Raw genomic sequence first — 6,736 nt, 5'->3', positions numbered from 1 at the left:
GCCTGAAGGCCGGCGACCTGGTCCGCACCGCCGCCAAGACCCTCGGCGGCGGTGGCGGCGGCAAGCCGGACGTCGCCCAGGGCGGCGGCCAGAACCCGGACGCCATCGGTGACGCCGTGGCCGCTGTCGAACGCCTCGTCACCGAGACGGCGTGACGCCGGACATGACGCAGATGCGCCGTGGCCGTCGGCTGGCCATCGACGTCGGGGACGCCCGGATCGGGGTCGCCTCGTGCGACCCCGACGGGATCCTGGCCACGCCGGTGGAGACCGTGCCGGGACGCGATGTCCCGGCCGCCCACCGGCGGCTCGGCCAGATCGTCGCGGAGTACGAGCCGATCGAGGTCATCGTCGGTCTGCCCCGGTCCCTCGGCGGTGGGGAGGGACCGGCCGCGGCCAAGGTCCGCGCCTTCGCCGATGTGTTCGCCCGCGCGGTCGCACCCATTCCGGTGCGATTGGTGGACGAGAGGATGACCACAGTGACGGCCAGTCAAGGCCTGCGCGCATCGGGCGTGAAGTCCAGAAAAGGCCGATCCGTCATCGATCAGGCTGCCGCTGTGGTGATCCTCCAGAACGCTCTGGAGTCCGAAAGGGCGTCGGGTAATCCGCCCGGCGAGGGCGTCGAAGTGGTTGTCTGATCGCGATACGGTAACGTTCCGCGCGATGCGGCGGTGTTCGAACAAACACCGCACAGCAAAAGAGACGGAACGTCGTCTCGCGGCTCAAGGGGATCGATGACTGAGTATGGCCGGGGCCCCGGCTCCGAACCGTGGCATCCCGAGGACCCCTTGTACGGGGACCAGGGATGGGGAGGCCAGCAGCCTGCCCACGGCCAGAGCCAGTACGGCGGCCAGCAGCAGCCCTATCCGCAGGACCCGTACGCCCAGCAGAACCAGCAGCACGACCCGTACGCCCAGCAGAACAGGCAGAACCAGCAGCAGGACCCGTACGCCCAGCAGAACCAGCAGCACGACCCGTACGCCCAGCAGCCGCAGGACCCGTACGCCCAGCAGCCGCAGTACCAGCAGCAGCCCCCGTACGGCGGTCAGCAGGACCCGTACGCTCAGCAGCCCGTCTACAACGGCGGCTGGGACACCGGTCAGCAGCCCGCGATGCCGTACGAAGGTCAGCCCACCGACCCGTACGGACAGCCCGGCGGCTACGGGACCAACGACTACTACGGCACCCCTGAGGCCTATCCGCCGCCCCAGCCCCCGGGCCGTCGCGAGTCCGTACCGCCGGAGCCGGCTCCGGCGCAGCACCCCGACTGGGACCCCGAGGTCCAGCCGGAGGAGACCCACCCCTTCTTCACGGGTGCCGACGACCGGGACGACGAGGACGCGGACGACGATCCGGGCGAGAGCCGGCGCGGGGGCGGCGAGCGCCGCGGCAAGGGCAAGAAGAAGAAGGGCCGCAGCGGCTGCGCCTGCCTGGTCGTCTCCCTCGTCCTGGTCGGTGGCCTCGGCGGAGCCGGTTACGTCGGCTACTCGTACTACAAGGACAAGTTCGGGTCGGCACCCGACTACGCGGGCAGCGGCTCGGGGTCCGTCGAGGTGGAGATCCCCAAGGGCGCGTACGGGTACGACATCGGCAACATCCTGAAGAAGCAGGGTGTGGTCAAGAGCGTCGACGCGTTCGTCTCCGCGCAGAGCGAGAACCCCAAGGGGAAGTCGATCCAGGCCGGGGTCTATCTCCTCCACTCGGAGATGTCGGCGTCCGAGGCTGTGAAGATGATGGTCGACCCGAAGAGCCAGAATCTCCTGGTCATCCCCGAGGGTTACCGTAATGCCGCCATCTACGGAATGATCGACAAGAAGCTGAGCCTCAAGAAGGGCACGACCCAGGGCATCGCGAAGTCCAAGGCGTCCGATCTCGGTCTGCCCGACTGGGCGAGCAAGAACAAGGACATCAAGGACCCGCTGGAAGGTTTCCTTTACCCGGCCGCCTACTCGGTCACCAAGGAGACCAAGCCGGAGGCCATTCTGAAGAAGATGGTCTCGCGGGCCGATGAGGAATACGGCAAGGCCGACCTCGAGGCGACCGCGAAGAAATACAAACTGGACGGTCCGTGGCAGGTCATCACGGTTGCCAGCCTGGTCCAGGCGGAGGGTCTCACGCATGAGGACTTCCGCAAGATGGCCGAGGTCGTCTACAACCGGCTGAAGTCGGACAACACGGTCACGAATCGTAAACTCGAATTCGACTCCGCGTTCAATTACCTCAAGAATCAGAGCGAGATCAAGATCAGGTCGAACGAGATCCGGAGCAATACGGATCCGTACAACACGTATTACCACGCCGGTCTGCCGCCCGGTCCCATCAGCAACCCCGGGGACGAAGCCCTGCGGGCGACGCTCAGTCCCACCACCAACGGGTGGATGTTCTTCATCTCGCTCGACGGCAAGAAGACCGAGTTCACCAAGACGGCCGCGGAGCACGAGAAGCTCAACGACAAGTTCAAGGAACAGCATGGCCTCAACTGACGGGCGGCACCGCGCAGCCGTCCTCGGCTCGCCCGTCGCCCACTCGCTCTCCCCGGTCCTGCACCGGGCCGCGTACGCCGAGCTCGGTCTCGGCGACTGGTCCTACGACCGGTTCGAGATCGACGAGCAGACGCTGCCCGGCTTCGTCCAAGGGCTGGACGGGACGTGGGCCGGGCTCTCGCTCACCATGCCGCTGAAGCGGGCGGTCATCCCGCTGCTGGACGGCATCAGCGAGACCGCTTCCTCGGTCGAGGCCGTGAACACGGTCGTCTTCACCGAGGACGGACGACGCGTCGGCGACAACACTGACATCCCCGGCATGATCGCCGCACTGCGTGAGCGTGGTGTGGAGAAGGCCGAGTCCGCCGCCGTGCTCGGCGCCGGCGCCACCGCCTCCTCCGCGCTCGCCGCCCTCTCCGAAATCTGCACGGGAACGGTCACGGCCTACGTCCGGAGCCGGGAACGCGGTGACGAGATGCGCGGCTGGGGTGAACGCCTCGGCGTCGACGTGCGGATCGCCGACTGGGCGGAGGCCGAACAGGCGCTGCGGGCCCCGCTGGTCATCGCGACCACTCCGGCCGGTGCCACGGACGCGCTGACCGGATCGGTGCCGGAGGCTCCCGGCACGCTCTTCGATGTGCTGTACGAGCCCTGGCCCACCGGACTCGCGGCCTCCTGGGCGGCGCACGGCGGCCCGGTCATCGGAGGTCTCGACCTCCTGGTGCACCAGGCCGTCCTTCAGGTCGAGCAGATGACGGGCCGTGCGCCCGCACCGCTGGCCGCCATGCGGCAGGCCGGCGAGCAGGCGCTGGCCGCCCGCTGACCGTGCTTCGCGCACTCTGATCCGTCCGTCAGCTGGACCGGCTGCGGGCAGGTGCTCCCGGTCGTGGGAGGATCGGGGGCGGCGGGCCAGGGCCGCGCACCCGGTCGCGCCGTTGGATTTCAGGCGCGAGCATGAGGAGCACCGTTGAGCAGGTTGCGCTGGCTGACCGCGGGGGAGTCGCACGGACCCGCATTGGTGGCGACGCTGGAGGGTCTTCCCGCCGGCGTCCCGGTCACCACGGAGATGGTGGCGGATGCGCTCGCCCGGCGGCGGCTCGGATACGGCCGCGGTGCCCGGATGAAGTTCGAGAAGGACGAGGTCACCTTCCTGGGCGGCGTCCGGCACGGCCTGACCATGGGCTCGCCGATCGCCGTGATGGTGGGCAACACCGAGTGGCCCAAGTGGGAGCAGGTCATGTCGGCCGACCCGGTCGACCCCGACGTGCTGGCCGCCCAGGCTCGCAACGCCCCGCTGACCCGTCCCCGGCCCGGCCACGCCGACCTCGCCGGCATGCAGAAGTACGGCTTCGACGAGGCACGCCCGATCCTGGAGCGCGCCAGCGCCCGGGAGACCGCGGCCCGCGTCGCTCTCGGGGCCGTCGCCCGGTCGTACCTCAAGGAGACGGCCGGCATCGAGATCGTCAGCCACGTCGTCGAACTGGCCGCCGCCAAGGCGCCGTACGGGGTCTACCCGGTCCCCGCCGACGTCGAGAAGCTCGACGCCGACCCGGTGCGCTGCCTCGACGCCACCGCGAGCAAGCAGATGGTCGCCGAGATCGACCAGGCCCACAAGGACGGCGACACCCTCGGCGGTGTGGTCGAGGTACTGGCGTACGGAGTGCCGGTCGGCCTGGGTTCGCACGTGCACTGGGACCGCAGGCTCGATGCCCGGCTCGCCGCCGCCCTGATGGGCATTCAGGCCATCAAGGGCGTCGAGGTCGGCGACGGCTTCGACCTCGCCCGGGTGCCGGGATCCCAGGCGCACGACGAGATCCTGGTGACCGAGGACGGCATCAAGCGGGCCTCCGGCCGCTCCGGCGGTACCGAGGGCGGGCTGACCACCGGTGAGCTGCTGCGGGTGCGGGCCGCGATGAAGCCCATCGCGACCGTGCCGCGCGCACTGGCCACCGTCGATGTGGTGACCGGTGAGCCCGCAAAGGCCCACCATCAGCGCTCCGATGTCTGTGCCGTACCGGCCGCCGGAATCGTCGCCGAGGCGATGGTCGCGCTGGTGCTCGCCGACGCGGTCGCGGAGAAGTTCGGCGGCGACAGCGTCCCCGAGACACACCGCAATGTGCAGTCGTACCTCGACCACCTGCAGATCCGATGAGCGCCCCGCTGATCGTCCTCGTCGGCCCGATGGGCGTCGGCAAGTCCACCGTGGGTGAACTGCTCGCCGCACGGCTCGGCACCACCTACCGGGACACCGACGCGGATGTCGTCGCCACCGCGGGGAAGCCGATCGCCGAGATCTTCTACGACGAGGGTGAGGAGCGCTTCCGCGAGCTGGAGCGCCGGGCCGTCCGGGCCGCGGTGTCCGAGCACACGGGGGTGCTCTCGCTCGGCGGCGGCGCCGTCCTCGACGAGGCCACGCGCGCACTGCTGGCCGGCCATGCCGTCGTCTACCTCTCGATGGACGTCGACGAAGCCGTCAAGCGGGTCGGGCTCAACACCGCGCGCCCGCTGCTCGCCGTGAATCCGCGCCGGCAGTGGCGCGAACTCATGGAGGCACGCCGCCACCTCTACACGGACGTGGCCCGCGTGGTCGTCGCCACCGACGAGCGCACACCCGAAGAGGTCGCCCAGGCGGTCCTCGACGCAATTCAACTGCCGGACGCGGCGTCGTCCGGCCGGGAGCACGCAACGATGACGGACCAGGCCCCCACCCGCATCCAGATCGCCGGCAGCGCGGGCACCGACCCGTACGAGGTGGTGGTCGGCCGGCAACTCCTCGGCGAGCTGCCGACATTCATCGGCGACCGCGTCAAGCGCGTCGCGGTCCTGCACCCGGAGGCGCTCGCCGAGACCGGCGAGGCGGTCCGCCAGGACCTCGCGGACCAGGGCTACGAGGCCATCGCCATCCAGCTGCCGAACGCCGAGGAAGCCAAGACCGTCGAGGTCGCGGCCTACTGCTGGAAGGCGCTCGGCCAGACCGGCTTCACCCGCAGCGACGTCATCGTCGGTGTGGGCGGCGGAGCGACCACGGACGTCGCCGGGTTCGTCGCGGCGACCTGGCTGCGCGGGGTGCGCTGGATCGCCGTGCCCACCACCGTGCTCGCCATGGTGGACGCGGCCGTCGGCGGCAAGACCGGCATCAACACCGCCGAGGGCAAGAACCTCGTCGGCGCCTTCCACCCGCCGTCCGGAGTGCTCTGCGACCTCGCGGCCCTGGACTCGCTGCCGGTCAACGACTACGTCAGCGGCATGGCCGAGATCATCAAGGCCGGCTTCATCGCCGACCCGGCGATCCTCGACCTCGTCGAGACGGACCCCGAGGGCGCGCGTACGCCCGCCGGACCGCACACCGCCGAGCTGATCGAACGCGCCATCCGGGTCAAGGCCGAGGTCGTCTCCAGCGACCTCAAGGAGTCCGGGCTGCGCGAGATCCTCAACTACGGCCACACGCTGGCCCACGCGATCGAGAAGAACGAGCGCTACAAGTGGCGTCACGGCGCGGCCGTCTCCGTCGGCATGGTCTTCGCCGCCGAACTGGGCCGCCTGGCCGGACGGCTCGACGACGCGACCGCCGACCGGCACCGCGCCGTCCTGGAGTCCGTCGGACTGCCGCTCACCTACCGCGGCGACCAGTGGCCCAAGCTGCTGGAGAACATGAAGGTCGACAAGAAGTCCCGCGGCGACCTGCTGCGCTTCATCGTCCTGGACGGTCTCGGCAAGCCGACCGTCCTTGAGGGGCCCGACCCGGCCGTGCTGCTCGCCGCCTACGGGGAGGTGTCGGCGTGACCCGCCGGGTCCTCGTGCTCAACGGGCCGAACCTCGGCCGGCTCGGCTCCCGCGAGCCCGACGTCTACGGAGCCACCTCGTACGCCGGACTCGTCGAGGCCTGCCGCACCCTCGGCAGCGAGCTCGGCTTCGAGGTCGACGTCCGGGAGACCAACGACGAGGGGGAGCTGATCCGCTGGCTCCACGAGGCCGCGGACGGTTCAATTCCGGTCGTTCTCAATCCGGGTGCCTTCACGCACTATTCGTACGGAATGCGGGACGCGGCCGCCCAGCGCACCGCTCCGCTGATCGAGGTGCACATCTCGAATCCGTACGCACGGGAGGAGTTCCGCCACACCTCCGTGGTCGCACCGGTCGCCACCGGAACCGTGGCCGGATTCGGCATCGGCTCCTACCGGCTCGCCCTGCGGGCCCTCGCGGACGAGCTGACGGACTGAAGGACCGCCGCACCGGCGGCCGGCCCGGCCGCCG

At 70.0% G+C, this 6,736-nt stretch carries 7 protein-coding genes; all 7 read left to right on the top strand.

Annotated features, from left to right (window positions below; translation table 11 throughout):
- Positions 1 to 155: DHHA1 domain-containing protein (locus ACFVW8_RS29305; RefSeq protein WP_389695197.1), on the top strand; the 155-nt coding region annotated here is incomplete at its 5' end.
- An 8-nt stretch (positions 156 to 163) separates the two neighbouring features.
- Positions 164 to 637 (top strand): Holliday junction resolvase RuvX, encoded by a 474-nt coding sequence (gene ruvX, locus ACFVW8_RS29300; RefSeq protein WP_389695195.1) that lies wholly within the window; start codon positions 164 to 166, stop codon positions 635 to 637.
- A gap of 96 nt (positions 638 to 733) precedes the next feature.
- Positions 734 to 2,482 (top strand): endolytic transglycosylase MltG, encoded by a 1,749-nt coding sequence (mltG, locus tag ACFVW8_RS29295; protein WP_389695193.1) that lies wholly within the window; start codon positions 734 to 736, stop codon positions 2,480 to 2,482.
- Positions 2,469 to 3,305 carry a shikimate dehydrogenase gene (locus ACFVW8_RS29290; protein ID WP_389695191.1) on the top strand — a complete coding sequence of 279 codons (837 nt, stop codon included), beginning with the start codon at positions 2,469 to 2,471 and terminating at the stop codon, positions 3,303 to 3,305. The genes mltG and ACFVW8_RS29290 overlap by 14 nt, the downstream gene beginning before the upstream one ends.
- A gap of 144 nt (positions 3,306 to 3,449) precedes the next feature.
- Positions 3,450 to 4,634 (top strand): chorismate synthase, encoded by a 1,185-nt coding sequence (gene aroC, locus ACFVW8_RS29285; protein WP_389695189.1) that lies wholly within the window; start codon positions 3,450 to 3,452, stop codon positions 4,632 to 4,634.
- A complete protein-coding gene (aroB, locus tag ACFVW8_RS29280) occupies positions 4,631 to 6,265 on the top strand; it encodes a 3-dehydroquinate synthase (protein WP_389695187.1) in 1,635 nt (544 codons plus the stop codon). Before aroC ends, aroB begins: the two co-directional genes overlap by 4 nt.
- Positions 6,262 to 6,702 carry a type II 3-dehydroquinate dehydratase gene (aroQ, locus tag ACFVW8_RS29275; protein WP_389695185.1) on the top strand — a complete coding sequence of 147 codons (441 nt, stop codon included), beginning with the start codon at positions 6,262 to 6,264 and terminating at the stop codon, positions 6,700 to 6,702. The genes aroB and aroQ overlap by 4 nt, the downstream gene beginning before the upstream one ends.
- Positions 6,703 to 6,736 lie beyond the last annotated feature (34 nt).

It is taken from the genome of Streptomyces sp. NPDC058221 (genome assembly GCF_042882365.1).
Classification (GTDB): Bacteria; Actinomycetota; Actinomycetes; order Streptomycetales; family Streptomycetaceae; genus Streptomyces.
This window is presented reverse-complemented; position numbering and strand designations above follow the sequence as displayed.

Excerpts from the sequence above, each read along its gene's own strand:
- ruvX (WP_389695195.1), top strand. The coding sequence starts at position 164 with ATGACGCAGATGCGCCGTGGCCGTCGGCTGGCCATCGACGTCGGGGAC.
- mltG (WP_389695193.1), top strand. The coding sequence starts at position 734 with ATGACTGAGTATGGCCGGGGCCCCGGCTCCGAACCGTGGCATCCCGAG.
- ACFVW8_RS29290 (WP_389695191.1), top strand. The coding sequence starts at position 2,469 with ATGGCCTCAACTGACGGGCGGCACCGCGCAGCCGTCCTCGGCTCGCCC.
- aroB (WP_389695187.1), top strand. The coding sequence starts at position 4,631 with ATGAGCGCCCCGCTGATCGTCCTCGTCGGCCCGATGGGCGTCGGCAAG.